Origin of the sequence: Caballeronia sp. SBC1 (assembly GCF_011493005.1) — a bacterium.
Classification (GTDB): Bacteria; Pseudomonadota; Gammaproteobacteria; order Burkholderiales; family Burkholderiaceae; genus Caballeronia.
Genome location: NZ_CP049158.1, coordinates 438,853 through 461,885 on the forward strand (window position 1 = coordinate 438,853; position 23,033 = coordinate 461,885).

Consider the following 23,033-nt stretch of genomic DNA (forward strand, 5'->3'; position numbering starts at 1 on the left):
CCGCGAGTGTCAGCACGCTCATTTCTCCCGGCTCGCCGCCGCTTCAAACCGTCGCGATGCGTCTTCCACCTCCTGTCTGAACTGCGCAAGCGCGGTCAGGCTGGCAGCGGGGGGCTGTAGCGCCGTCCACAGCACGTCGATAAGTTCATCGGCGGTCGTATCGATCTGAGCCTGACTCAGATGTCGCTTCGCCAGCGCCGCGTCCCACAACACGTGTTCCATAGGTCCGAAGACCAGCGAGCGCATCAGCCGCAACGGCAAGTCTGCCCGAACCTGGCCTACTGTCTGACCATGTGCGAGCACGTTCATTAGCGGCGCGGTATAGCGGCGTTGAAGGTCGGTGAGCGCGTCGCCGAGGTCATGATGTTTCGTCCGCCCCTCCGATAAAACCAGCGCGCACAACCCCGTTCCGTTCACTAGCATCAGCCGCAAATGCGTCCTCACGATAAACGCAAACTGCTGGCGCACGCTGCCGTCGCGGGGCAGGCCGGATTCGAATGCCTCGATGATCTCGTCATACCAATCCGCGATCACCCTCGCGCACAACTCCCTTTTACCGCTGAAGTAGCTGAACACCGTTGCCTCTGAAATTCCCGCACGCTGGGCGATTTCGGCGCTGGTGGCGGCGTCGTAGCCCTTTTCGGCGAAAACGTCGCGGCCGGCCTGAAGAATGTCCTTCACGCGTTGCTGCGACTTGACGCCGGCGGGCGTGCGGCGATTTCCGGTGACAGGAGTGGAGGACATAGAAAGGCGTACGCGATGATGAACCAGATGTGAGCGTAGCTCAAATCCCTATTGACGGGAAGTGCCATTCGGCGTGAAACTGCCATCCATCATGGAAATTACCGAGTGTGAGTGCGGCTCATAGTTTGATCAATCATTTGATCCTGTCGACACCACGCTGCCGCCCCCAAGCCGATACCCCGAAGAAGGAGACCCGCATGAACGACGTACCCGGTCTGAATTTCGCCCTGGGCGAAGACATCGACATGTTGCGCGACTCGCTCGCCAATTTCGCCGCGAAGGAGATTGCTCCGCGCGCCGCTGAGATCGATAAAACCGATCAGTTTCCCATGGACCTCTGGAAGAAATTCGGCGATCTCGGCGTGCTCGGCATGACGGTCTCTGAAGAGTACGGCGGCGCGAACATGGGCTATACGGCGCACATGGTCGCGATGGAAGAGATTTCGCGGGCGTCGGCGTCGGTGGGCTTGTCGTATGGCGCGCATTCCAACTTGTGCGTGAACCAGATTCATCGCAACGGCACTGAAGCGCAGAAGTGCAAATATCTGCCGGGGCTGGTGTCGGGCGAGCACATCGGCGCGCTGGCAATGAGCGAGCCGAACGCCGGATCGGACGTGGTCAGCATGAAGCTGCGCGCCGATGAAAAGGGCGATCACTACGTGCTCAACGGCACGAAGATGTGGATCACCAACGGGCCGGATTGCGACACGCTTGTGGTCTATGCGAAGACGGATATCGAAGCCGGCGCGAAGGGTATTACGGCGTTTATCGTCGAGAAGGGCATGAAGGGCTTTTCTGTCGCGCAGAAGCTCGACAAGCTCGGTATGCGCGGGTCGCATACCGGCGAACTCGTGTTCGAGAACGTGGAAGTGCCCAAGGAAAATATTCTTGGGGCATTGAACGGCGGCGTAAAGGTGCTGATGAGCGGTCTCGACTATGAGCGCGCGGTGCTCGCGGGCGGCCCGACGGGCATCATGGTCGCGTGCATGGACGCGGTCGTGCCGTACATCCACGACCGCAAGCAGTTCGGTCAGGCGATCGGCGAATTCCAGCTGATTCAAGGCAAGGTCGCCGATCTTTATACGACCTTGCAGGCGTGCCGCGCGTATCTCTACGCGGTGGGACGTCAACTCGATACGCTCGGTGCAGGTCATGGCCGCCAGGTCCGCAAGGATTGCGCGGGTGTGATTCTCTACACGGCTGAAAAAGCGACGTGGATGGCCGGCGAAGCGATTCAGATTCTCGGTGGCAATGGCTATATCAACGAGTACCCGGTCGGTCGCCTGTGGCGCGATGCGAAGCTGTATGAAATCGGCGCAGGTACCAGTGAAATTCGCCGCATGCTGATTGGCCGCGAACTGTTCGCTGAAACAGCTTGAGCGAGCGGACAAACCTATGCCGATTATCGAATCGAAACTGAATCCACGCAGCGACGAATTCCGCGCGAACGCGGCGGCGCTTGAAGCGCTTGTCGCGGATCTGAAGGAAAAGGTCGAGAAGATTGCGTTGGGCGGCGGACAAGCTGCTCGCGACAAACACATGTCGCGCGGCAAACTGCTGCCCCGCGATCGCATCGCGCAATTGCTTGATCCGGGCACACCGTTTCTCGAGTTGTCCCAACTGGCCGCCTACGGCATGTACAACGACGACGCCCCCGGTGCCGGCGTGATTACGGGCATTGGCAGGATCGCGGGGCAAGAATGCGTGATCGTCTGTAACGACGCAACCGTGAAGGGCGGCACGTACTATCCGGTGACGGTTAAGAAGCATCTTCGAGCGCAAGAGATTGCGGAAGAAAACCGCTTGCCGTGCGTGTATCTCGTCGATTCGGGCGGCGCGAATCTCCCGAATCAGGACGATGTATTTCCCGATCGCGATCACTTCGGCCGCATCTTTTATAACCAGGCGAACATGTCGGCGAAGGGCATTTCGCAGATCGCAGTGGTAATGGGATCGTGCACCGCGGGCGGCGCATACGTGCCTGCAATGAGCGATGAATCGATCATCGTGAAGAACCAGGGCACGATTTTTCTGGGCGGTCCGCCGCTCGTGAAAGCGGCAACCGGCGAAGAGGTCAGCGCGGAAGATCTTGGAGGCGGTGACGTGCATACACGGTTGTCGGGCGTCGTCGATCACCTCGCTCAAAACGATGCGCATGCGCTGGGAATTGCTCGGAGCATTGTCGGCAATCTGAATCGCGTGAAGGTATCGCCGGTGGCTTTGCGGGAACCGCTGCCGCCGCGTCATGATCCGCATAGTCTCTACGGCGTGATTCCCGCCGACACCCGCAAGCCGTTCGACATTCGCGAAGTGATCGCGCGCATTGTCGATGACTCCGCTTTCGATGAATTCAAGGCTCGTTATGGCACGACGTTGGTGTGCGGATTTGCGCATATCTGGGGCCATCCGGTTGGCATCATCGCGAACAATGGCATTCTCTTTTCGGAGTCCGCGTTAAAGGGGACGCACTTCATTGAACTGTGCTGCCAGCGCAAGATTCCGCTCGTGTTCCTGCAGAACATCACGGGCTTCATGGTCGGGCGCAAGTACGAAAACGAGGGCATAGCGCGCAATGGCGCAAAGATGGTGACGGCCGTTGCAACGGCGAAGGTGCCGAAGTTCACGGTGATTATCGGCGGCTCGTTTGGTGCGGGAAATTACGGCATGTGCGGCCGCGCGTATTCACCCCGTTTTCTCTGGATGTGGCCGAACGCGCGCATCTCCGTGATGGGTGGCGAGCAGGCGGCGTCCGTGCTCGCGACGGTGCGCCGTGATGGTATTGAGGGCAAGGGCGGCACGTGGTCGAAGGAAGAGGAGGAGGCTTTCAAGTCGCCGATTCGCGAGCAGTACGAAGTACAGGGGCATCCGTACTACGCGAGCGCACGCCTGTGGGACGACGGCGTGATCGACCCGGCGCAGACCCGCGATGTGCTTGGGCTTGGGCTGGCGGCTTCCATGAATGCGCCTATCGAGGACACGCGTTTCGGCGTGTTCCGGATGTGAGCATGCAGAGCGCGCCCTTGCAAACTGATCTCTACTTTCAGGCTTCGTCATGTTCAACAAAATACTGATTGCGAATCGCGGCGAGATTGCGTGCCGTGTGGCCGCAACCTGCAAACGATTAGGCGTGGGCAGCGTGGCTGTTTATTCAGACGCCGATGCCCAGGCGAAGCATGTTGCCATCTGCGATGAAGCCGTGCACGTGGGTGGTGCGGCTGCATCTGAGAGTTATCTGCGGATTGAAAAGATCATCAACGCCGCGTTGGAAACCGGTGCGCAGGCCGTGCATCCGGGGTATGGGTTCTTGTCGGAGAACGAGGACTTTGCTCGGGCTTGCGAGAAAGTCGGGCTGGTGTTCATAGGACCGCCAGTCGAGGCCATTTCCGCGATGGGATCGAAGGCGGCGGCCAAGGCGCTGATGCAATCGGCGTCTGTGCCGTTGGTGCCGGGTTATCACGGCGACAGCCAGGACCCTGCGCTGCTGCAAAAGGAAGCCGATGGCATTGGCTACCCCGTGCTGCTGAAAGCAAGCGCGGGCGGCGGCGGCAAGGGTATGCGCGTGGTCGAGAAAAGCGCGGATTTCGCGTCAGCGCTTTTGTCATGCAAGCGTGAAGCCGCGAGCAGTTTTGGCAACGATCGTGTGTTGATCGAAAAATATCTGCTGCGTCCGCGGCATGTGGAAGTCCAGGTATTCGCAGATCAGCATAACAACGCTGTGTATCTCTTCGATCGCGATTGCTCGGTCCAGCGCCGGCATCAAAAGGTGCTGGAAGAAGCGCCGGCTCCTGGCCTCTCGGATGAGGTGCGTAAGGCCATGGGCGAAGCCGCGGTCGCCGCCGCACGCGCGGTGAATTACGTGGGCGCGGGAACGGTCGAGTTCATCATGACCGGGGACGGCCAGTTCTATTTCATGGAGATGAACACGCGGCTGCAGGTGGAACATCCGGTGACCGAAATGGTGACGGGCCTCGATCTGGTCGAGTGGCAACTACGCGTGGCGAGTGGTGAACCGTTGCCGTTGTTGCAGGATCAGTTGAAGGTGAGCGGCCACGCGATCGAAGCGCGTATTTACGCGGAAAATCCATCGCGCGGATTCTTGCCATCGACGGGAACGCTCAAGCATATGCGTTTGCCTGAAGCGGTCGAATTCCAGTTGAATGGCAACGTGCGCATTGATAGCGGCGTGCGTGAAGGCGATACCATCACCCCGTTTTATGATCCGATGATCGCCAAGCTGATTGTGCATGGCCGCGATCGTGACGATGCGCTGCTGCGCATGGCGCTGGCATTGAAAGAATGCGAGGTGGTGGGGCCATCGACGAATATCGAGTTCCTGCATCGGATTGTTGTCAGTGAGCCCTTCTCGGCGGCCGATCTTGATACGGGCCTGATCGAACGTCATCACGATACGTTGTTCGCGCCGTCGACAGTGCCAAAAACGCAGGCGCTCGCGTTGGCTTGCGCCGCGCTGCTCACGCGTGAAGGCGGCGAGGCGCATGGCGTGTCGCCGTGGGATGCGTTGTCTCATTGGCGCATGAGCGGCGGTTACACGCAGGCGTTGAACTGGCGTCTGGTCGGTTCGGACGATGAAATTCTGGCCGTTTTTACACGCGATTCAACGTCAGGCCGCGCCGATAACAAACAACTCGAATTATTCGGCGAAACCCTCACGTTTGACTGGTCGCATGGGGATGAGCCGCATGCATTTGTCGTGCTGATCGGCGATAAGCGGATCAAGGGGCGCGTGTTTATCGACGGCGATGTGTTTCACGTGTTCTACGCCGGAGCGTCGCTCGCGTTCGAATGGCAGAACCTGCTGGCTCATGCGGCCGATGCCGAGCATGGCGAAGGCCGCCTGACGGCGCCGATGCCGGGCAAAGTGATCGCGGTGCTGGTGGACGTGGGCGCGGTGGTCGAGAAGGGCGCGCCGTTGTTGGTGATGGAAGCCATGAAGATGGAGCACACCATTGTTGCGCCAGCGGGCGGCACGGTCGGCGAGATCCTGTTTAGCGTTGGTGATCAGGTTACCGATGGCGCCCAGCTATTGGTCATGGAAGTGCAGCCCACGAAATAACGCTGCGCGTTATTTCGTTTTCAAACTCCCCAGCAGTGTGTCTTCAGTTTCCGTCTTCACAATAATCTCCACGCGCCGGTTCAACGCACGCCCTTCGGGCGTGTCGTTGGTCGCGATCGGTTGCAAGAATGCGATCCCTTTTGTCTTGATCCGCGCGGCAGGAACGCCGCGTGCGACTAGCGCATCGCCCACGGCATTGGCACGCGCCGTGGACAGTGTCTGGTTGTAGTCGAACGGGCCGACGTTGTCCGTGTGCCCTTCGACCATGATCGGGCGCGTGCTGCGCTTGAGCAGAATGGCTGCACGATTGAGCACGGCGATACTTTCGGGGCGCATGGAGGCCTCGTCGAAGTCGAATAGCGCTGATTCCTGAAGACGCAGCTCCACGCCCTCGCGCACCGGATGGACGACGATGCCGACCTTCTGGTTGAGTGCTTCTTCCTTTGACCGATTCAGGCCGGAAGCGCAGCCGGCCAGCAAGGCCGTGGTTGCACACGCGTTCACAATCGTTTGGATAGCTTTCACTGCATGTCTCTTGAACGGATGCCTGGGCGGGTTCCGATTATAGGGAAACCGAAATGGCCGAGTGTGAAATTAGAACAACACCTGGAAAGCCGGTTGAAAGCGCTCTCGCCTTGATTCTGGCCGATACCGGCCCGACTTACAATGCAGGGTTGGCACCAGTTGGAAGACTCGGAAAGACTGGTTTGAAGTAGGTTTGTGTGCTTTCACTTAAAGAAGAAATAACAAGGGCGTTTTATATGATTCCACGCGATCAAACCTCTGCGGACAAAAAGGACCGCACGCGGCGTCTGCAACGAACCGCGTCGGGGTTGCTCTACGCGGTGCTCGTCGCCGTCGCGATCTGGATGATCCGCGACTTCATTCCAGCGGTGGTGTGGGCCGCGGTGATCGCCATTGCGTTATGGCCGGCGCTGACCTGGCTGGAACAACGGCCGATGTTCAAGGCGCATCGCACCTGGCTCGCGGTGAGTTTGACCGTGGTGACCGGCCTGGTATTCGTGGTGCCGTTTATTTTGGTCGCGGCACAGGCGGGAAGCGAAGCCCGCGATCTGATCCGCTGGTTCCACGAATCGCTGAGCACGGGCATTCCCATGCCTGATCTCGTCAATCATCTGCCGGCGGGGTCAAAACAGATATCGGCATGGTGGCAGGACAATCTTGCTACGCCGCTTGGTTCATCGCCAGCGGCGAAGCATTTTCATAGCGCAACGGTGGTCGCCATGACCCGGCACTTCGGTGGTCGGGTGGCGCACGGGCTGGTCGTGTTCGCCTTCATGCTCGTCACGCTGTTTTTCCTGTTCAAGGCGGGGTCGAAACTCGGTGAACAGTTGCTCGAAGCGTCGAGACGCGGGTTCGGTTCGGACGGTGCATCGCTCGCGCGGCGTATGGCTGAATCGGTTCGCAGCACCGTGACCGGGCTGGTGGTGGTGGGTCTGGGTGAGGGTGCGTTGCTTGGCGTGGCCTATGCCGTGACCGGTGTGCCGCATGCCACGTTGCTTGGCATGCTGACCGCCATCGCTGCGATGCTGCCGTTTTGTGCGCCGATTGTTTTCGTCGGAGCGGCCTTGTGGCTGGTTTCGCAGGGCGCGATGATAGCGGCGGCTTGTGTTGCAGTGTTCGGATTTGTGGTCGTGTTGGTGGCCGAGCACGCTGTGCGGCCGGCGCTGATCGGCGGCGCGACAAGATTGCCGTTTTTACTGGTGCTGTTCGGGATTCTGGGTGGAGCGGAAACGTTCGGGTTGGTGGGATTGTTTATCGGACCGGCGCTGATGACGATTTTGGTCGTGCTTTGGAATGACTGGGTGCATTGACCAGATGCATTGAGGCAGCACAAGCGCTGCCGCTGGCGGGATGAAGATGCCTGCAGCAGCGCGACCTAAGTGTTGCTCGTAGTGGGTGGCAGCCACGCGAGAAGGGTCCGTCCTTCTGGCTGGTAGTGCGTTCCAAAGCGCACGAGACCGCGCTTTTTCAGGTGGCAGGTCATTTCGTAGCTGACCACCATCCCTGGTTGCGCTGGCATCAATTCCACGTCTATTGAACGGATGCGCGGCTCGTAGATCAGCAACGTGGCTTCCATCTGGGCCTTGAGCTGATGCGCTGACACGGGCAGATTCCTGTAGACGGTGGTCAGATCGGGGAGCCCATAATTTGGAAGGTGTTTGAGCGTTCCCGCGCGCGTATTCAGGATGCGCCTGAGGTTCTCCAGTACGCTCAGGATCTCGAGCGTGTTGTCGTCGTGGTCATCAAGTGCGTCGCCGTTGATATGGCCAAGCAGCATGTCGTAAAGGGAAGGCCCGGATTTCGTCATGGCTTGAGGCGGGGTAGGTTAGCCAATTGCATGTCGAGCGACTGCCCTAGTACGAACCAGACCAGGGCCGCTGTGACGGATACGATTCCAGCGATGGTCCAGGGCGAAAGCCGACGTAACCAATCAAGGCGGGAGCCGCTAACGGTGTCAATGACGAAGCCACCGCGTTGTGGCCGCGCTCTCAGGATGCGCTCGTTCAGCAGGTTCACCAATTCAGTGCGCTTGTGTTCACTGTCGTGCGCGTAGCGGCCGAGGAACCCGAGGCCAAGGACCGATGCGTAGCACTCCAGGAGTGCTACGTTAGGTGGCATCTCCCGGACGCGAACGGCAATTCGTTCGTAAATCCGTTCGCCAGCGTCATGATTCCCAAAACGTTCAACCTGCAGTGGTTGAGCGTCCCATTTCGACCGCTCGTCCTCTGGTAGACATCTCAACGCGGTCTCGTCCAGCAGCCCGCATTGCGCATAAACAGCGTCTTCCCGCACGTCATGAGGAAACTGCTTCGCTTGCAGCGCCCGATCGAAATCATCTACAACTTGCAGGCAGCGTTTCCGTAACTCGAAGGCGGAATGCTCGGTAGTGTCTTGCGAAAGCAGTGAGACTTCGAGAGCGGTATCGCGCAGCAGTGCGCGCATTGAAACCCCGTCGGGTTCGCGCTGAGTGGTTCAGCCACGGCGAGCGAGGCGAACTGACGGTGCGAGAAATTAAGCCACTGTTCTTGCTGTTGAAAATGCTGCGGCGTGAGTATCAGACCTTCATGCCAGAGCGGTTTGAAAGTCCGCATAGCGATTAATTTTTTGTTGGCTTATTGGGGGAAGCATTCTAAACACGAACTACGCGGTTCCGTCTATTAAAGAGATAGCCTGCACAACGAACGGATTAAATTGAAACTGCGTTTCAGGTGGTGGCGCTGTACCTGTACGACCTTGTTGGAATTGGTCGGTGTTGAAATTTCACATGTCTTCCCATGTGCATTGAGTTTAAAGGGGATTTTATTTTTTATAAAAATTTGATCGGTCGTTTAGATCGAATCGGATACCTAACCGGTTGACTAACGTTTGAATAGCCTGTTGTAATAAAAGACAACCATGCGTCGATTCAAAGCGGGTTTTGACGAGTAGGGCCAGACGTTTCATCACTTCAGCCGTGCTCGCGTAGTCCGCGTTCTCCTTTTCCTTAGTTCGTGGTTAGCGTTATACGCGGGCTGCACAGTCATAAATACAGGGCCACGAAGTCATGTCTGATAACTTTGAACGGGAAATTCCCAAGGCCCGAATTTCCATCTCCGTGGACCTGCACACTGGCGGCTCGCTGGAGCGAGTTGAACTGCCTCTCAAACTTCTCGTCATGGGTGACTACAGCGCGGGACAGGCGAGCGATGCACTCGCCGAGAGGAAAAGGATCGACGTCAATAAGAGCAACTTTGATGCGGTTCTCGCTGAGCTGAATCCGAAGATTGAGGTGGATCTGGAAAATGCCCTGGAAGGAGATAACCCAGGATCGAGCGTAGCGCTGGGCTTCAAGTCAATGAAGGACTTCGAACCGGAAAGCGTGGCTGCTCAGATTCCGCAGTTGCAGCGGCTCATAGCCGTTCGCGTGTATCAGCTAAAGGATCGTAAATCGTTCGATGGAGCGTCCTATGACGACCTGTTGAAAAACGAGCGAGCTGTTTTGAGCGCGGACCTTCAAGACACAACAGGAGTAGTCGTCAACCCCGGTAGCGCTGCGAGCCTATCGCAACCCATGCGGCCGGACACGGAATACATAGCGATCGTGGGATTCTTCCGCAACCCGAAAAACGATCGAGACTGGCGCCGCGTGGTGCCGAGGAAATCGTTATCGGCGAATGTCCCCCTCAAGTTCGATCTCGTTGGTCAGGAGCTTGTAGCGGCGAATGAAGTTCCACGGGAGCAACCATCACGATGACATCGCATTTACTTCCCATTGATCTTGATAGCGTTCGACGGCTTGCCGATTATGTGAAACGTCTCGGTGATCGGTTCCCGGGCATCTGGCCGCGACTGGATCGGCTTCGCGGAGTATTCGCGACTGATGTCACGGGTCTTCCTGCGCATTGGTATTTGCCGTTCAGTGCAGTTGCTCACGCGCTGAATTCCGTGCTGACGGAGATGGATCGGGCGGGCTTGAATCCGCCACGGGTTCAAGCAGCGATGGTCAATAATTGCCGGCTGCCGCATCACGCAAGATGTCTACAGGTTCGATGCGACGTTGTTCAATGCGTTGGGAGGTGAGCGTGTTTCAGCAAACCCTCACCCACGCTCCTGCACGCAAACCCAAGGCGACACCACCACAGCCCACAGTTCGGGATTCCGCGCAGCAAGATCCTCGGCCACCGCGGGCTCCACACGCTCGAGCAACCCGGCCGACAACCACTCGGTGACCTGCTTCGTGTCATCGCTGGCAACGGCTTCGGCCACACTCACCAGATCAATATCGCGAGCCACTTTCAACAACACGCCGCGCGCAAAAAACCGCTGCAGTTCAGACCATTCGATCTGCGCGGTTTCGGCGAAAAGTTTGAGATACAGCGGACTAGCGGACTGAGCGTCTTTCATAGGTAATCACAGGCAAGTTCGAGCGTCCGACATCATAAACCATCGCGCCGGACGCTCTGCCTGGCTGCCAGCAACCGCTCAAAGATCGAAGAAAACGGTTTCCTTCGGTCCTTGCAGATGAATATCGAAGCGATAAATCGTATTCGACGTGCCCGCTTCACGCTTGGCGACCAGCGTTGCGCGCCGCTCGGCAGGAACCTGCGCGAGGACGTCATCGCGTGCATTGGCCTCGGCTTCATCGTCGAAATAAATGCGCGTATAGGCGTGCAGCAACATGCCGCGCATCAACACGATCACATCAATATGCGGCGCCGAATCACCCCCCGCGCTGCCCGGCTTGACCGTGTCCACGACGAAGCGCAACTCCGGGTCCGTTCCCGTGCCCACCCGCGCGAAACCGCGAAAACCCGACTTGCGCGCCTCTTCCGGCGTGCTCACATAGCGGCCGATGGAATCGGCCTGAATCATCTCGATGACCGCGTCACCGACCACTTTCTCTTCCCCGTCGAACACTTGCCCCACGATACTGATGTGCTGCCCCACCGATTCCCGATCCGCAATCGACGGCGTGAACAAGCTCTTCAGGTCGAAGTTGTACTGCTCGGGACACAGGCCATAAGCGAAATACGGTCCGACCGTTTGCGACGGCGTTTGTTTGTAGGTGGTCATGTTCAAGCCTCCGTCGGGGTCTGGTTTGCGCCGCGCAGCACAATGTCGAACTCGTAACCGAGCGCATAGCTTTCCTCGGTCGTATCGATGGAAAAGCGCGAAATCATCCGGCTGCGCGCATGTTCCGGCGTGCCCTGGAAAATCGGATCGAGATCGAGCAGCGGGTCGCCGGGGAAGTACATTTGCGTGACAAGACGCGAGCCGAAGTAGTCGCCGAACAGCGAGAAGTGGATGTGATTGGGACGCCAGGCGTTCGAATGATTGCCCCACGGGTACGCGCCCGGCTTGATCGTGAGAAAGCGATACCGCCCTTCGTTGTCAGTCAGGCAACGGCCGGCGCCCAGGAAATTCGGGTCGAGCGGAGCCGCGTGCTGATCGGCTTTGTGCACATAACGCCCAGCCGCGTTCGCTTGCCAGATCTCAACCAGCGTATTGCGCACCGGCCGGCCGCCTTCGTCGAGCACGCGCCCCGTCACGATGATGCGTTCGCCCAGCGGCTCGCCGTTCTTCGCCGCGTTGCGCGTGAGGTCATGATCGAGCTTGCCGAGATCGTCAGCGCCATATACCGGCACGCGTCGGTCCTTCAGGTTCTCTTTCAGCGGGATCAGCGGGCGCGACGGGCTGCGCAGCACGGAGGACTTGTAGCCCGGGTGGCAATACGGCGGGTGGGAATCCCAGTCGCGCGGCGTCAGGATGAGGGAGGGGGAAGTCACGGGGGTAGTCACTTTTTCTGTCTCCGACTTTTAAAATGTGAATCAACACTTTATCGAAGCCGTGAAGTTATGGAAAATGACGTTTTATGCATTCAGACATAACTGATCGTCATGGCTAAAAATCCTGTCTCGCCCGTCTTGGCGGGGACGCCGAACAAGCTGAATAAGCCCGTCATGCCGCTCGCCAACCTGACCAGCGGCCGGATCAAGTTCCGCCATCTGCAGTGCTTCCTGGCGGTGACGCAATTCGGCAGTGTGCAGCGCGCCGCCGACAGCCTCTCGATCACGCAGCCGGCGGTATCGAAGACTATAGGCGAGCTGGAATCCATTCTGGGCGTCCGGCTGTTCGAACGCGGCCGCCGAGGCGCCGCGCCCACGCGCGAAGGCCGACTGTTCGCGCCGCACGCTGCAGCCTGCGTAGGGGCTTTGCGGGAAGGCGTGGATGAGTTGTCGCGGCATGGCGTCGAGATGCCCGGCACGGTCGCGCTGGGCGTCCTGCCGACGGTCGCGCCCGCGTTGCTGCCGCCCACGCTTGTCGCGTTTCGGGCGCACTGGCCGGATGTCTCCGTGCGGGTATGGACCGGGTCGAACTCGCAGTTGCTCGAACGCCTGAAATCCGCCGATGCCGACCTGGTCATCGGCCGTCTGTCCGAACCTGAAGCCATGGTGGGGATGACCTTCGAGCAGTTGTACCGTGAGCCGTTGACGGTCGTCGTGCGCGGCGATCACCCACTCGTGCACGAAAGCAATATCACGGCGTCGGTGCTTGCCCGCTTTCCGGTGGTCGTACCGCCGTTTGGAACACTGATTCGCCAGTCCGCTGAAAGCGTGTTGACGGCGTTCGGCGCGCAGGCGCTCAGTTCGCTGATTGAAACCTTGTCGGTGTCGCTTGGGCGCGCTCTTGCATTGCACAACGACGCGGTATGGTTCGTCCCGTCGAGCGTGGTTGAACATGACATCGAATTGAAGCTGCTTGCCCGCTTGCCAATGCCCTTCGCGAGCGCCGATGAACCCATCGGCCTGATACTCCGTCATGACCGCGTGCGATCGCCTGCACTGGACAGTCTGATCGATGCAATCCGGGAGGCCGGAAGGCAGCGCGAGGCGGTTCGTATCGGTATGAAATAGCTTGTATGGAGGCTTGCCGCAGGCACTTGTTACCGCAAATGTGGGATCGGCAAAACCCCATTAGCATACGTGCGACAAAAGCTATATAAGTGGGCGAGGCTGGGCCACGCAGCGTTCAAGGCACGCGCAATGCTGCCGCGAAAAGCCGGCTTGAAGCTTACTCAAAGCGGACCACGCTAGCACCGTGTGAGCGCTGCAAACAACCATACTGTAAGCAAGCGCAACAGAATTTGCGTGCAACCAAAGTTCGCTTCGTGCTGTCTGACTCCGCAACTCTTCAATCACTGGGACGCTCATCAAAGCCGCCAGCAAAATGAAAACCGTATTGCTCGTCGACGACGACCCCGCCACCCTCGAAGCCTGGACTTTGTGCATGCAGTCTGCGGACTGCAACGTGTTGTCTGCGTTCGACGGTAACGGCGCGCTTGCATTATTGGGCGAGCACAGCGTGGATATCGTGGTATCCGACTGGATGATGCCGGGGCTAGGCGGCGCGTTGTTGTGCCAGACCATGAAGACCAACTCGGCCTTCGCACACATTCCCTTCCTGATGATCTCGGGCCATCCGCACCCGCCGGCTTTCGTTCACTACGACGGTTATTTACAGAAGCCCGTCGAGACGGAAGCGTTGTTGTCAGCGGTGGACCGCCTGTGCGCCGCGAAGCGCCGCCGCCCGTTCTGATCCCGCGCGCTGCGGTTTTGCCTGCCCGGCGGCGTTACCGCACTTATTGCACTTACTGCACTTACCGCGCTCATTGCCCATAGCCGCGCTTGGCTCAGGCGAGCCGCGCCAGCTCCTTCTCCATCCGGTCTTGCGCAAGCCGGTTCAACTCTTGAGGCACCACGCAATCGGCGGGCAACGGCGGCAGCACGATCACGCGGATATGCCCGGGTTGATCGGGCCAGCCTTTCGCCGGCCAGTATTTGCCGGCGTTGTGCACGACCGGCACGGCGGGCACTTGCGTGGAACACGCAAGCCTCACGCCGCCCGATGCCAGCTTGAGCGGGGCGTCGTGCGCCACTCGCGTGCCTTCGGGAAAGATCACCACCACGTCGCCCAGCGCGAGCTTTTCGGCGCATTCGCGCGTGACGGCCTGATGCGCCTGACGAGGCGAACCGCGATCCAGGCTGACCATGTCCAGGCCCTTCAGCACCCAGCCGAAGAACGGGATGCGCTTGAGGTCGCTCTTGAATACGAAGCTGATGCGGCGCGGAAACAGCGCCATGAATGCGAGCGTTTCCCATGTCGACTCGTGCCGGCACAGCATGATGAACGGCTCATTCGGCAGATTCTCCAGCCCTTCGACTGAACACGATACGCCCGTGATCACGCGCATCATTTTGACCATCGCGCGGCACCATTGTTTGGCGAGCCAATAACGCCCGCTGCGGCCGACGAACGGAAACAGAGGCAGAATCAGGATCGACCACACCGTACCGCTGCCAAGCAGGTAGGTCGCGAATAGCCACTTGACGAAGGTTCGATGCATTAAAAAATGGATGATGGTAAAAATGGGGCGAAAGGGGTGCGGCGGGTTGCAAAGCGTCCTGGGGTACGGTGACCGGCCCGACGTTTGAGCGCGACATGCGAAACCCGAAGGATAGCGTGTGCGGCGGCTCATGTCCCAAACTCAGTCCTGGGCACGGTCCCGGGTGCAGCCCTGAGCGCGCCTCCATGCTACCCGCCCGATGACAATCAGAGAGGCACCGGTCTCTCTTTAACGGAGTTGCAATGACGGACGAAGCAAACAGCGAAGTGAAGGGCGAGTTGACGAATGGAGAGGGTGCCAAGCCAGTCGATGAGCCGGCGCCTGCGTTCGAGGACGGAATGCTGGACGTCGGCGATGGCCACGCCATGTACTGGCGTGCGCAAGGTCCCAAGGACGCCCCTGTGATGCTGATCGTCCACGGCGGTCCCGGCGGTGCGATGAACCTGAAGTGGGCGGATGTGCTCGATGCGTCGAAGTGGCGCATGGTTTTCTTCGATCAACGCGGCTGCGGCAAATCCACGCCGTTCGGCAAGCTAGAGCACAACGGCACGAATGATCTTATCGACGATATGGAGAAGCTCCGGGTCGCGCTCGGCATCGAGAAATGGGCGCTGTTCGGCGGCTCGTGGGGCACGACGCTCGCGCTCAGCTACGGCGTGACGCATCCCGAACGCTGTCTCGGCTTTTTGCTGCGCGGGATTTTCCTCGCGCGCAAGGAGGACATCGACTGGTTCCTGTGGGACGTACAGCGCGTGTTTCCGGATGCACACCGGGCGTTCCTGGATGCCATCGAGACCGCGAGCGGCCAGCGCCCGCGCAGCGTCGCCGAGATTCTGGCGCTGACCGGCGCGCCGCTCGCTCGTTTCGATGACGCGGGCATCAAGCTCGCCCGTGCGTGGTCGGGCTTCGAGGCGACGTTATCGGTGGTGAACAAACCGGCGTCGAAAAAGGGCACTGACCAAACGCTCAAGGACCAACCAAAAGACGACGAATCGAAAGGCGACGTGAAAGGCGAGGCCCCGGTCATAGCAGCTCAAACCGATGTCGCGCAAACCAACGCCACGATGCCCGAAGCGCCCCAGGCTGATCCGACTCAAGCTGAGCCAGCGACCCCCGAAGCCACCCGCGAGGCCAACGCCGCGGCGATCTCCATGTCGCTGCTGGAGCATCACTACATGGCGCATGAGTTGCCGCCGGAGCCGTTGTTGCCGCGTATTGCCAGGATTGCGCATCTGCCGTGCGCGCTTGTTCATGGACGCTTCGACATGGTGTGCCCCGCCGATCAGGCGCAGGCCCTCGCCGACGTATGGCCGGGCGCGCAGCTATCCATTGTCGATGCCGCGGGTCACTGGACCTTCGAACCCGGCAACGTGACAGCGTTGAAAGCCGGCGGCGAGTATCTAGCGCGAACGCTGGCCGCGAAGCCAACGCCGACGCCAACCCCGGCGCCAACCTCAAGCTAGGCTGAAGGCGGCAGCAATCCGTCCGCCGATACGGCGAGACGCTCCCAGTCCAGATCCGCGCCAAACACGAGCGGGTCGCCGCGATAGATGATGAAGATGGACAGCGTCACGCAGAGCCCGGTCCCGGTCGCCGATAAATACGGAGCACTCACCATCAGCCGCTGCGGATGCGCGAGGGCATCGACGAAATACGGCCGGTTGTCCCAGCGGCCGATCGACGGTTTGCTCAGCGGGGCGAGGCGCGCAGCGATCGGGGCCGTGCCGGCGCCTTCGATCATCGGGATACACTCGCGGCCGCCCTGATCGAGGAAAAAGCAACTTACCGTGCATGGCAGCGCTCGCAGATCCTCGCAGGCACGCTCCGGCAACGCGCCGGCCCACATTCGTTCAGCCGCCTCCGCAAAGCGCGTCCGATACGGCATCAGCAGCAAGTCGATGGCAAGCTCGCGGGTCTGGCGCGTGTGGGCGAGGGTATCGAAGACGGTTTCGATCTGCTGCGTCGCGGCTTCCTCGGGCGAGCGCCCGGGACCTGGCTGGCCAAACAGGAAACCCTGCACGAAGTCCACACCCGAGCGCGCCGCCAGCAGCAAGTCCTCCTCGCTCTCGATGCCTTCGGCAACCACCAGCATGCCTGCCTCGTGCAACAGGCTCACCAGCTTCGGCATGACCGACTCGCGCAAGTCCGGCTGATGCGCGTGGATGAGGCTGCGATCCAGTTTCACGATGTCCGGCCGCAAGGTCAGCAACCGATCCAGATTCGAGTGCCCGGCGCCGAAGTCGTCCACTGCCACCAGAAAGCCTTGTGACCGGAATGCCTGGGTCGCATGGGCGAACGCGCAGACGTCGTTGCCACCCGACTCCAGCAGCTCGATCACGATTTCTTCCGGCCGCACGCCCGATTCACGCGCGAGTTCGGCGAGTTGCCGCGCATAGCCGGGGTCGATGAAATTTGCCGGTGTCACGTTCAGGAACAGCCAGGTCTGGCCGGGCAACCATCTGGCGGCGTTGTGCAAATGGGTGACGTGACTCAGGCGGTCGAGTGCGCCGGTCGAGCTCGCCACAATCGCCTTCGCGAACAGGTCGAGCGGCGCCAGCAAGTCGCCCGCCGATGCAACGCCGCGCAACAAAGCCTCATAGCCGACCTGGCGCTGGTGGGGCAAGCTGTAGATCGGCTGGAAGTGCGAATAGAGCGCGATGCCGTCGAACGCGGCTTGCGGGGGAGGCTTCCCGAGTGCACGCCGCATCAGGACGCTGCTGCCGGGAGACGACAGGTGTTACCGGTCGGCACGGCCATGCCGGCTAGTGCAACACCTCCCATGACGAATAGCGAAAACGCGCGCACGATGAACGGCACGAGCCGTGCGGGCAACACTGCCAGCGCCGCCATGCAACAACGGAGAGCCTGCCCGGTCAGATCGGCTGCACAAACACGAGTCAGGAACAGTTCGAACATGATGTTGGTCTGCGCGTGTGAATGTGACTAGTGGGACGAGTGGGACGAGTGGGGTGAGTAGAACGGGGCTCGGCAACGCTTGAGGCCGGACAACATCTTATCGGATCAAATGGCGGCCAGCTTGAGCGTGAAGGGATCATGCCACGTGTTGGCCGGGCGCCGGCCGCTTTGATGGGCGGGCGTTTGCGGGATGCTAAAAATGCCGGGGAAGGCCTGTCGCACGGTAAATTTGGGACAGGAATGGTACGATCGCGCCTTGCAAGCCGGCGGGCGATGCTCGTCGAATAGTGAATCAAGTTACGGAGGCGAACCGATGGCCCAACAGAAAACCAACCCGAAGCTGGAGCAGGCGCTGACGCGCGGCGACCTCGCGATTCGCCAGGCCAACTCCGGCCGCGCAACGGCTGTGCTGCGCGCGCTTGGCAAGATGATTGTGGAGGCTTCGGCGACCATCGGCGTGGAAGCGTTTGTCGTGATTCATGACGGCGACAAGATCTACGATCCGGCTGACGGCATGTGGCCGCAACAACTGCTGGTGTCGCTCGATGGCCCGGTGGAAGACGCGGACCCGGACGAGCTACGCACCGTGACCTTGATGGCCGATACCCCCGCGACCGTGTTCCGATGCGAATGGCAACGCGCAGACGGCAAGATCGGCCGTCAGGAAGGGCGCCCGCTCGCGATGGTGGCGTTCATCACCGACGTGGATATCCCCTGGCTCGACGACGAAGATTGAGAAAGAGCGGGGCCTACGGTCGACAAGTCAGCGGATGCGCCCCCATCCGCTGTTCCCCACGCTTCTTCATTCTGCAGAACCGGCACCGGTTGGCGCTTCAGGTGGAACCTGTTCCGGTTCCTGAAGCGCGAATACATAGCACCCTTGAATAGCTTCATCTTTGCATATCGAAATTCCATAGTGCTATAAGGGCTTATTTACGTCGCCGTATTCGTCAGTTTAATAAACTGTACGTGTGTGAGCGGGTCATTTTTTCCGGCTCGCGATTCCAGCCGTTTCGCTTGCCCACTAATTCACTCTCGATATAAAGTCGCCGACAAAAAATCCGTTATATAAGCATGAGCACTCGAACGGTGCAGCATCGGAGGCAGCCGAGGCGAAAACATGGCATTAGATTTTTCTAACCATAATTAATGGCAAAAAAGCAGTTCTGTTTCACGCGCGCGACACATACTTACCAGCTGAAATTTTTCATAATACGAAATTCGGGAAGGTGATTAGGGCCGTCGAACGCGAAAAGCACTGAAAATATAGAATTTTTTGAAGTTTCTTTAGAGATTTATTTGGTAGCACGCACCCCATCAATTGCCTTTGGGCGAGACTAAATCCGTCGTGTGATTCGTTTGCGTGAAGTCAAACGTTCCGCGGCGTCCTCCTTCTCGCCAAAAATGGGGTAGCACAAAATGGAACAGCTTAATAAGGCAGGTCAAAGCAGCGTTTTTCGCAACGGGCATATTGAACACGGTGAACGCGCGGGGCTGCTTGAGCGGGCGGTTGTACGCGCTCAAGAGAAGCGCGAGTCCATGCCTTTCACGATCCGTATTGTTCGTGAAAACGCCGATCTTGAGAAAGTCGTTGAGATCCGGCGCATGGCTTATGGCCGGCATTTGCCGGCTTTTGCCCAGAAACTGGGCATTGAGGAATGCGATCGGGACCCGGGTGTGGCAGTGCTTCTTGCGGAATCGAAGCTCGATGGCGCGCCGCTGGGTACCATGCGCATTCAAACGAATGAATACGCGCCGCTGGCCGTGGAACAATCGGTGCGTCTGCCTGACTGGCTGGCCGGCAGCCGGCTGGCGGAAGCAACCCGGTTGGGTGTGGCGGGCGGTGGTGTGGGCCGTGTTGTCAAGGTAATGCTTTGCAAGGCTTTGTGGCTTTATTGCGAGCAGCAGCTGGTCGACTATATGGTTATTACCGCGCGTGCCCCGTTGGACCGGGAATATGAAGGCATGTTGTTCGAAGATGTATTCGGAGAAAGAGAATTCCTGCCGATGGCGCATGTTGGCGGATTGCCGCACAGGGTACTTGCAAAAGACGTGATGGCGGCGCGGCGCCGCTGGGAGGAAGCGAAGCATCCGTTATTCCAGTTTATGGTGCATACGCATCATCCGGATCTGGATTTACGGACGTCGGATTTATCTTTCCAGCAGGAACCGGTACGATGCCCGGAGGCACCGCAAATTGCTTACGGCAGGTAATAGAAGATAGCCCGGCCGATCATTGACCGAGGCCACAAGAAACGGCGGCGATTCATTGTTGTTTCGCCGCCGTCGGCGCGACATCTGTCGTGCAACACGGGGGATTAAAAAGTATGGCGTCGGTTGCCTTATTTTCGCGGGCGAAGTCCGGATATACCGGGTCGAATATGGACCGGTTTCTGTACGCGTTCGCCGTTTATATCGTCCCGACACTGATTGCTCTCGGCACCCTTGCCACGCTAGTGTGGGGGACGCCCCAATTCGATTCAAGGGGGGGTGTCACACTGCCCCTTCACGTCCTGAAGGACCCGTCCGGAACGCTCGATCCCGCTACCGCACTTGAGCGGATCCCCGCCGCGGTCTTGTCGAACCGGTTCAACACGCAGCTCGCCGAAACACCGTTCTGGTTCGAATTCGCCGTGCCCAACATGAGCGGCGACCAGCCCACGTACGTGGAATTGCCCTCGCGCCATGCGCAAACGCTGTCGTGCTGGATTGCATCTACCATGCAGCCGCTCGGCAGCGCCGACCGCCTGACCACGACCAACGAATTTACCCCCATCAAGGCGGGTTTCGCGCTGCATCTCGGTCATCTCGCGCAGTCGGTCAATGTGCTGTGCCGCGGCACTTTTTCAGGACCGGCACAAATTACCGCGCTCGGCTGGAGCGGTCCGATGTTGCGAAAGAGCGCGCTCGATTTCCAGGAAAGTTCGGGGTTGATCGCGGGCGGCCTGCTGACGCTGGCCGTTTTCGTGTTCGTCACGGCAATGATCAACCGCGAATGGACCTACGTAATCTTCGCAGTCTGGCTTGTCGGCAACTTGCGGTTGTGCGCAAACGCCATGGGCTGGGACATGGAGTGGCTCGGTCGCGTGATCCCGCCGGATTACCTGCAGACCATCCGTCAACTGACGTTCGCGGCGTATTACCTTCTGACGGCCGCATTGTTCAGTTCGCTGTTCCGGCGCGAACTGAAGGTCATTGGTTATAAATGGCTCCTGAGGATCGTGCATTACGTCGGCCTCGTACTGCTTGCCGCGGCGATCGTGTTGCCCTATGCACGCTTTATCCCGACGCTCTGGATAGTTGCCGGCTTTGGCATCTTCGTGCTGATCTTCCTCCTGGCGCGGCTCGTCTGGATGACCCGCTCGCGCACGGTGATGTGGTATGTGGGTTCGCTCGCAATCGTGCTGTTTGCGACATTTTCCGAAGTCATGGGCGCGGCGTTCGGCATCAAGTTGCTGGTCGGTGGTGTAAATACGGTGATGGCCGCGCTGTCGTCGAGCATGATGGCCGCCTTCGCGATTGCCGAGCAGATGCGTGCCGAACGTGAACACCGGCGCCAGGCGCAAACCGAATTGCGCAACACGTATGACGTGACGCCCATTGGCCTGTTCACGCTCGACAGCGAGGGTCATTTCGTGCGGGCGAATCCCGCGTTACGGACCATGCTGTCGTTGCAGAAAACCGAGTACAGGGTGCGGCACTGGAACGACTACTTTGAATCGGGCGCCTGGGGTGCTTTGCAGGCGCTGGCGTCGAAGGGGAGTGAAGGCGAACTGGAGATGGGCGGCGCGGCGTCGCGGGGCAATGGCGAACGCCGTTTCCTGCTCAAGGCTACGCGCTCGAACGGCTGGATCGAAGGCTCGCTGCAGGATGTGACCGAGCGTTCTAAAGCGATCGAACGACTGCGATTCCTGGCTGAACACGACCCGCTCACCGGGTCGCTCAACCGGCGCGGCGTGGAAAAGGCGATTGCTGCACAAAGCGAAGAAGGGACGTCCTGGGCGCTCGCGTACGTGGATCTGGATCGTTTCAAGCTCGTCAATGATCTGTTCGGTCATCGCGCGGGAGACGAAGTCCTGAAGCAGGTCGCCACCCGCACGCGGGCGTTGTTTTCAGCCGGGTTTCCGTTCGGGCGGATTGGCGGCGACGAGTTCGTCTGCGTGATGGGCGGCATGTCCATAGACGAAGCCATCGACTGCTGTCATCACTTGATCAGTGCGTTGAGTGATGCGCCGTATCAGGTCGGCAACCGTGCGTTCCAGGTGAAGGCATCGGTGGGCCTGGTGGAGTGTTCGCACGGTGTGCGTGTGCAGGACGCGCTCTCGCATGCGGACCGCGCGTGCCGCGAGGCCAAGAAGAGTTCGAATGCGCGGATGGTGACGTATCGCAAGGGTGCGGCGGCGTTTGAGGAGCGGGCAGAGGAATTGAAGCTGGTTGAAACGCTGGGGCGCAACCGGTTGCCGCCGGGCCTTTTTCTTGTGATGCAGCCGATCATGTCGTTGTCTGCGCCTACCGAGTCGCTTAATTTCGAGGTGCTGCTGCGCATGCGCGCGCCCGACGGCGCGACTTTGCCCGCCGGCAAGGTGATCGTGGCGGCGGAGGAATCCGGCAACATTGCGGCTATCGATAAATGGGTGATCGCCACGTTGCTCGAGTGGATCGAGAAACATCAGGCGTCGCTTACTAATACGCGTTTCATTTGCGTCAATCTCAGTGGTGGTTCGCTGAATGACGAGCAGTTCATGGAAGACGTCTTTGCATTGTTCGCGCGCTTCCGGCAATTCGTGCCTTATCTTTGTCTCGAGATTACCGAGAGCGTCGCGTTGCACGATCTCGGCAATACGCAGCGCTTTATCGCGCGGGTTCATGAGATGGGCGGGAAGATCGCACTCGACGATTTCGGCGCGGGGTATACATCGTTTAAATATCTCAAGGATCTTTCCGCCGATGCACTCAAGATTGACGGCGAGTTTATTCGGACGATGTGTGCGCATCCGGCTGATATAGCCATTGTTGAGGCTATTGTCGCGCTTGCTCGCAATCTTGGAATGCGCAGCGTGGCGGAGTGGGTCGAAGATGTGGATACGCTGCGCGCGCTGAAGGAAATTGGCGTGGATTACGTACAGGGATATCTTATTGCCAAGCCGCAGGAAAGCAGCGCGATTCTGGCCGCTTCGTCGGCGGCCAGTTTTGTGAAGGATTTAGAAGTGGTGCAGTTTATCGACAGTATTGTCGTGCCGGATAAGACTCTGGCGTTTACTTTCGATGTGACGGCAGTGAAAGCTGGTTTGCACTGAGGGGCGGCAGGTTCCGGCTTAGCGGTTGCGGCCGATAAGGCCGAAAGCACCGACCTTGCCATAATCCCTCGCCGGCCACCGCCAAAACCCCGTC

21 protein-coding genes are annotated in these 23,033 nt (G+C 59.4%); 11 read left to right on the plus strand and 10 right to left on the minus strand.

Translation table 11 applies throughout. The annotated features are described in order from the left end of the window. Positions 1-18 precede the first annotated feature (18 nt). Positions 19-744, minus strand: coding sequence for a TetR/AcrR family transcriptional regulator (locus SBC1_RS28915; protein ID WP_165102915.1), 726 nt, complete (start codon positions 742-744; stop codon positions 19-21). Between the two features lie 197 nt (positions 745-941). On the opposite strand from SBC1_RS28915, the gene SBC1_RS28920 reads away from it, so the two are divergent. From SBC1_RS28920 to SBC1_RS28930, 3 genes are read left to right on the plus strand one after another with little or no spacing between them, the layout of a single operon-like run. Continuing rightward, on the plus strand, positions 942-2,123 hold the full coding sequence (locus tag SBC1_RS28920) for an isovaleryl-CoA dehydrogenase (RefSeq protein WP_165102919.1): 1,182 nt from the start codon (positions 942-944) through the stop codon (positions 2,121-2,123). Between the two features lie 16 nt (positions 2,124-2,139). Continuing rightward, a complete protein-coding gene (locus SBC1_RS28925) occupies positions 2,140-3,747 on the plus strand; it encodes a carboxyl transferase domain-containing protein (protein WP_165102922.1) in 1,608 nt (535 codons plus the stop codon). A gap of 49 nt (positions 3,748-3,796) precedes the next feature. Beyond that, positions 3,797-5,818 carry an acetyl/propionyl/methylcrotonyl-CoA carboxylase subunit alpha gene (locus tag SBC1_RS28930; RefSeq protein ID WP_165102925.1) on the plus strand — a complete coding sequence of 674 codons (2,022 nt, stop codon included), beginning with the start codon at positions 3,797-3,799 and terminating at the stop codon, positions 5,816-5,818. Between the two features lie 9 nt (positions 5,819-5,827). On the opposite strand, the gene SBC1_RS28935 is transcribed toward SBC1_RS28930, so the two are convergent. Beyond that, on the minus strand, positions 5,828-6,343 hold the full coding sequence (locus SBC1_RS28935) for an OmpA family protein (protein WP_370469694.1): 516 nt from the start codon (positions 6,341-6,343) through the stop codon (positions 5,828-5,830). Positions 6,344-6,579: 236 nt separating this feature from the next. Here SBC1_RS28935 and SBC1_RS28940 point away from each other — a divergent pair, with 236 nt between their 5' ends. After that, the gene (locus SBC1_RS28940) at positions 6,580-7,653 is read left to right on the plus strand and encodes an AI-2E family transporter (protein WP_165102928.1); all 1,074 of its coding nucleotides are present in this window, start codon (positions 6,580-6,582) and stop codon (positions 7,651-7,653) included. A gap of 65 nt (positions 7,654-7,718) precedes the next feature. On the opposite strand, the gene tssE is transcribed toward SBC1_RS28940, so the two are convergent. Together tssE and SBC1_RS28950 are read right to left on the minus strand one after the other, a co-directional pair. Continuing rightward, a complete protein-coding gene (tssE, locus tag SBC1_RS28945) occupies positions 7,719-8,150 on the minus strand; it encodes a type VI secretion system baseplate subunit TssE (protein WP_165102931.1) in 432 nt (143 codons plus the stop codon). Then, entirely contained in the window at positions 8,147-8,785 is a 639-nt protein-coding gene (locus tag SBC1_RS28950) for a DotU family type IV/VI secretion system protein (RefSeq protein WP_165102934.1), read from the minus strand. Before SBC1_RS28950 ends, tssE begins: the two co-directional genes overlap by 4 nt. Before the next feature lie 601 nt (positions 8,786-9,386). Here SBC1_RS28950 and tssB point away from each other — a divergent pair. After that, positions 9,387-10,076, plus strand: a complete 690-nt coding sequence (gene tssB / locus SBC1_RS28955) for a type VI secretion system contractile sheath small subunit (RefSeq protein WP_165102938.1) — start codon at positions 9,387-9,389, stop codon at positions 10,074-10,076. Between the two features lie 344 nt (positions 10,077-10,420). On the opposite strand, the gene SBC1_RS28960 is transcribed toward tssB, so the two are convergent. From SBC1_RS28960 to pcaH, 3 genes are all read right to left on the minus strand, one after another. After that, a complete protein-coding gene (locus SBC1_RS28960) occupies positions 10,421-10,726 on the minus strand; it encodes a DUF2288 domain-containing protein (RefSeq protein ID WP_165102941.1) in 306 nt (101 codons plus the stop codon). Between the two features lie 78 nt (positions 10,727-10,804). Beyond that, entirely contained in the window at positions 10,805-11,395 is a 591-nt protein-coding gene (gene pcaG, locus SBC1_RS28965; RefSeq protein WP_165102944.1) for a protocatechuate 3,4-dioxygenase subunit alpha, read from the minus strand. Between the two features lie 2 nt (positions 11,396-11,397). Next, the gene (pcaH, locus tag SBC1_RS28970) at positions 11,398-12,108 is read right to left on the minus strand and encodes a protocatechuate 3,4-dioxygenase subunit beta (RefSeq protein ID WP_165104873.1); all 711 of its coding nucleotides are present in this window, start codon (positions 12,106-12,108) and stop codon (positions 11,398-11,400) included. Positions 12,109-12,282: 174 nt separating this feature from the next. Between pcaH and pcaQ the strand changes: the two genes are divergently transcribed. Both pcaQ and SBC1_RS28980 read left to right on the plus strand, forming a co-directional pair. Next, positions 12,283-13,236: a pca operon transcription factor PcaQ gene (gene pcaQ / locus SBC1_RS28975; RefSeq protein WP_165104874.1), complete on the plus strand. Its 954-nt coding sequence runs from the start codon at positions 12,283-12,285 to the stop codon at positions 13,234-13,236. 313 nt (positions 13,237-13,549) lie between these two features. Next, positions 13,550-13,918 (plus strand): PleD family two-component system response regulator, encoded by a 369-nt coding sequence (locus tag SBC1_RS28980; protein ID WP_165102947.1) that lies wholly within the window; start codon positions 13,550-13,552, stop codon positions 13,916-13,918. Positions 13,919-14,012: 94 nt separating this feature from the next. Here SBC1_RS28980 and SBC1_RS28985 read toward each other — a convergent pair whose 3' ends face one another. Continuing rightward, positions 14,013-14,726, minus strand: a complete 714-nt coding sequence (locus SBC1_RS28985; protein WP_165102950.1) for a 1-acyl-sn-glycerol-3-phosphate acyltransferase — start codon at positions 14,724-14,726, stop codon at positions 14,013-14,015. Between the two features lie 242 nt (positions 14,727-14,968). Between SBC1_RS28985 and SBC1_RS28990 the strand changes: the two genes are divergently transcribed. Beyond that, on the plus strand, positions 14,969-16,189 hold the full coding sequence (locus SBC1_RS28990) for an alpha/beta fold hydrolase (RefSeq protein ID WP_165102953.1): 1,221 nt from the start codon (positions 14,969-14,971) through the stop codon (positions 16,187-16,189). Here the strand turns inward: SBC1_RS28990 and SBC1_RS28995 are convergent. Then, positions 16,186-17,433, minus strand: a complete 1,248-nt coding sequence (locus SBC1_RS28995) for an EAL domain-containing protein (RefSeq protein WP_165102956.1) — start codon at positions 17,431-17,433, stop codon at positions 16,186-16,188. The two genes, SBC1_RS28990 and SBC1_RS28995, sit on opposite strands and share 4 nt — an antisense overlap. Next, a complete protein-coding gene (locus tag SBC1_RS29000) occupies positions 17,433-17,642 on the minus strand; it encodes a hypothetical protein (protein ID WP_165102960.1) in 210 nt (69 codons plus the stop codon). Before SBC1_RS29000 ends, SBC1_RS28995 begins: the two co-directional genes overlap by 1 nt. A gap of 313 nt (positions 17,643-17,955) precedes the next feature. Here SBC1_RS29000 and SBC1_RS29005 point away from each other — a divergent pair, with 313 nt between their 5' ends. The 3 genes from SBC1_RS29005 (at position 17,956) to SBC1_RS29015 (ending at position 22,939) form a co-directional block, all read left to right on the plus strand. Continuing rightward, positions 17,956-18,378: a hypothetical protein gene (locus SBC1_RS29005; RefSeq protein WP_031357205.1), complete on the plus strand. Its 423-nt coding sequence runs from the start codon at positions 17,956-17,958 to the stop codon at positions 18,376-18,378. 683 nt (positions 18,379-19,061) lie between these two features. After that, complete coding sequence (locus SBC1_RS29010) at positions 19,062-19,856, plus strand: hypothetical protein (protein WP_165102963.1); 795 nt, start codon at positions 19,062-19,064, stop codon at positions 19,854-19,856. Between the two features lie 113 nt (positions 19,857-19,969). Next, the gene (locus SBC1_RS29015; protein WP_165102966.1) at positions 19,970-22,939 is read left to right on the plus strand and encodes an EAL domain-containing protein; all 2,970 of its coding nucleotides are present in this window, start codon (positions 19,970-19,972) and stop codon (positions 22,937-22,939) included. Positions 22,940-23,033: the final 94 nt, after the last annotated feature.

Excerpts from the sequence above, each read along its gene's own strand:
- SBC1_RS29000 (WP_165102960.1), bottom strand. The coding sequence starts at position 17,642 with ATGTTCGAACTGTTCCTGACTCGTGTTTGTGCAGCCGATCTGACCGGG.
- SBC1_RS28930 (WP_165102925.1), top strand. The coding sequence starts at position 3,797 with ATGTTCAACAAAATACTGATTGCGAATCGCGGCGAGATTGCGTGCCGT.
- SBC1_RS28950 (WP_165102934.1), bottom strand. The coding sequence starts at position 8,785 with ATGCGCGCACTGCTGCGCGATACCGCTCTCGAAGTCTCACTGCTTTCG.
- tssE (WP_165102931.1), bottom strand. The coding sequence starts at position 8,150 with ATGACGAAATCCGGGCCTTCCCTTTACGACATGCTGCTTGGCCATATC.
- SBC1_RS28915 (WP_165102915.1), bottom strand. The coding sequence starts at position 744 with ATGTCCTCCACTCCTGTCACCGGAAATCGCCGCACGCCCGCCGGCGTC.
- SBC1_RS29005 (WP_031357205.1), top strand. The coding sequence starts at position 17,956 with ATGGCCCAACAGAAAACCAACCCGAAGCTGGAGCAGGCGCTGACGCGC.
- SBC1_RS28920 (WP_165102919.1), top strand. The coding sequence starts at position 942 with ATGAACGACGTACCCGGTCTGAATTTCGCCCTGGGCGAAGACATCGAC.
- SBC1_RS28960 (WP_165102941.1), bottom strand. The coding sequence starts at position 10,726 with ATGAAAGACGCTCAGTCCGCTAGTCCGCTGTATCTCAAACTTTTCGCC.
- tssB (WP_165102938.1), top strand. The coding sequence starts at position 9,387 with ATGTCTGATAACTTTGAACGGGAAATTCCCAAGGCCCGAATTTCCATC.
- pcaG (WP_165102944.1), bottom strand. The coding sequence starts at position 11,395 with ATGACCACCTACAAACAAACGCCGTCGCAAACGGTCGGACCGTATTTC.
- SBC1_RS29015 (WP_165102966.1), top strand. The coding sequence starts at position 19,970 with ATGGCGTCGGTTGCCTTATTTTCGCGGGCGAAGTCCGGATATACCGGG.
- SBC1_RS28925 (WP_165102922.1), top strand. The coding sequence starts at position 2,140 with ATGCCGATTATCGAATCGAAACTGAATCCACGCAGCGACGAATTCCGC.
- SBC1_RS28995 (WP_165102956.1), bottom strand. The coding sequence starts at position 17,433 with ATGCGGCGTGCACTCGGGAAGCCTCCCCCGCAAGCCGCGTTCGACGGC.
- SBC1_RS28985 (WP_165102950.1), bottom strand. The coding sequence starts at position 14,726 with ATGCATCGAACCTTCGTCAAGTGGCTATTCGCGACCTACCTGCTTGGC.
- pcaQ (WP_165104874.1), top strand. The coding sequence starts at position 12,283 with ATGCCGCTCGCCAACCTGACCAGCGGCCGGATCAAGTTCCGCCATCTG.
- SBC1_RS29010 (WP_165102963.1), top strand. The coding sequence starts at position 19,062 with ATGGAACAGCTTAATAAGGCAGGTCAAAGCAGCGTTTTTCGCAACGGG.
- SBC1_RS28990 (WP_165102953.1), top strand. The coding sequence starts at position 14,969 with ATGACGGACGAAGCAAACAGCGAAGTGAAGGGCGAGTTGACGAATGGA.
- SBC1_RS28940 (WP_165102928.1), top strand. The coding sequence starts at position 6,580 with ATGATTCCACGCGATCAAACCTCTGCGGACAAAAAGGACCGCACGCGG.
- SBC1_RS28980 (WP_165102947.1), top strand. The coding sequence starts at position 13,550 with ATGAAAACCGTATTGCTCGTCGACGACGACCCCGCCACCCTCGAAGCC.